The sequence below is a fragment of the Candidatus Erwinia dacicola genome, from assembly GCF_001756855.1.
Classification (GTDB): domain Bacteria; phylum Pseudomonadota; class Gammaproteobacteria; order Enterobacterales; family Enterobacteriaceae; genus Erwinia; species Erwinia dacicola.
The window spans coordinates 1-1,648 of record NZ_MAYS01000256.1 but is presented as its reverse complement, the minus strand read 5'-3'; the positions used below and the strand labels follow the sequence as shown (position 1 = coordinate 1,648).

2 protein-coding genes are annotated in these 1,648 nt (G+C 54.9%); both read left to right on the top strand.

The features are described from left to right. Positions 1-431 (top strand): integrase core domain-containing protein (locus BBW68_RS07725; RefSeq protein WP_245675230.1); only part of this gene is annotated, 431 nt, incomplete at its 5' end. A gap of 143 nt (positions 432-574) precedes the next feature. After that, positions 575-1,648, top strand: a 1,074-nt coding sequence (locus BBW68_RS07720) for a L,D-transpeptidase family protein (protein ID WP_102135769.1), incomplete at its 3' end; no start/stop codon positions are given.

Below are 1,648 nucleotides of genomic sequence, written 5' to 3'. Positions count from 1 at the left end.
AAGGGATAGTTCGTTCTGACATTCATGGTTGGGCGCTCTCAGAAGAGGCGATTCAATCTCCTAACCATCGAGGCTTCGCCAGCAACCTGCCGTCATCCCCTGTTGATGGGCTGACAGACAACGGTTCAGCTTACCGTTCTCATCAGAGGCGTCAGTTCGCCAGAATGGTCGGACTGGAGCCTAAACATACGACGGTACGCAGCCCAGAAAGCGACGGGATGGCAGAGAGCGTCGTGAAAATGATGAAGCGTGACCACATCAGCATCATGCCGAAACCTGACGGGTTAACCGCGGTTAAGAACCTTGCGGAGGCCTTCGAACATTACAACGAATGGCATCTTCACAGTGCACTGGGATATCGTTCGCCACGAGAATATCTGCGGCGGCGAACCAGTCATGGACTAGGCGATAAAAAATGTCTCAATATATAGGGGCCAATCCATAAAGATAGTTCAACAGGGTTAAATCCTGGTTTCTTCTTGAGCCGTTATGAACATATAATGTGCAGCCGGTCACAGTTGGTCAGTATTGGGGCGTTTATCAACAGTCTGCATGGCGCTACACCTGAAATAATATGAAAAAGAGCATCCGTGCGTTTGTCACCCTGATTCTGGCCGCTGCGGCTTTCAGCCAATCTGCCTTTGCTGTGGTTTACCCTCTTCCGGCCGCTAACAGCCGCCTGATCGGGGAAAACCTCGAAATTACTATCCCGGAAGACAGTAAGTTTCCGCTGGAAGCTTTTGCTGCTCAGTACCAGATGGGCCTGAGCAACATTATGGAAGCTAACCCGGGCGTTGACGTTTACCTGCCAAAAGCGGGCAGCAAGTTGATCATCCCTCAACAGCTGATCCTGCCGGACGCGCCGCGTGAAGGCATCGTGATCAACAGTGCTGAAATGCGTCTGTACTACTACCCGAAAGGCAGTAAAACCGTGGTCGTGCTGCCAATTGGTATCGGCGAGCTGGGCAAGGATACCCCGATTAACTGGACCACTACCGTCCAGCGTAAAAAGGCTGGCCCGACTTGGACCCCGACCAAGAAAATGCACGAAGAGTACAACGCGCGCAGTGAATCACTGCCTGCGGTATTCCAGGCTGGTCCGAACAACCCGATGGGGCTGTACGCGCTGTATATCGGTCGCCTGTACGCGATTCACGGTACGAATGCTAACTTCGGTATCGGTCTGCGCGTGAGCCACGGCTGCGTCCGGCTGCGTGCTGACGATATCAAATGGCTGTTCGACCACGTGCCGGTTGGCACCCGCGTTCAGTTTATCGACCAGCCAATCAAAGCCACGGTTGAGCCGGACGGTTCACGCTATGTGGAAGTTCACAACCCGCTGTCGCAGACCGAAGAGCAGTTCAAATCACGCGAGCCTGTGCCGCTGACTATCCCTGCTTCCGTGACAAAAATTGTTGCCGACGCCAGCGTGAACAGCATCAGCATGGAAGATGCGGTGAAAGCGCGCTCCGGCATGCCGGTAAAAGTGAACGGCGAAGCAACCGTGACTGATCCTGCGGTCGTGCCAGAGCAGAAAAGCGCACAGCCGATGGAACAGCCAATGACGCCCGTCACCGCCGAAGGCGCGAACGTGGCAGACCCTGCTGCTCCACCGCGGCGCCAGCTGATGCAGCCCCTGCTGTCAACG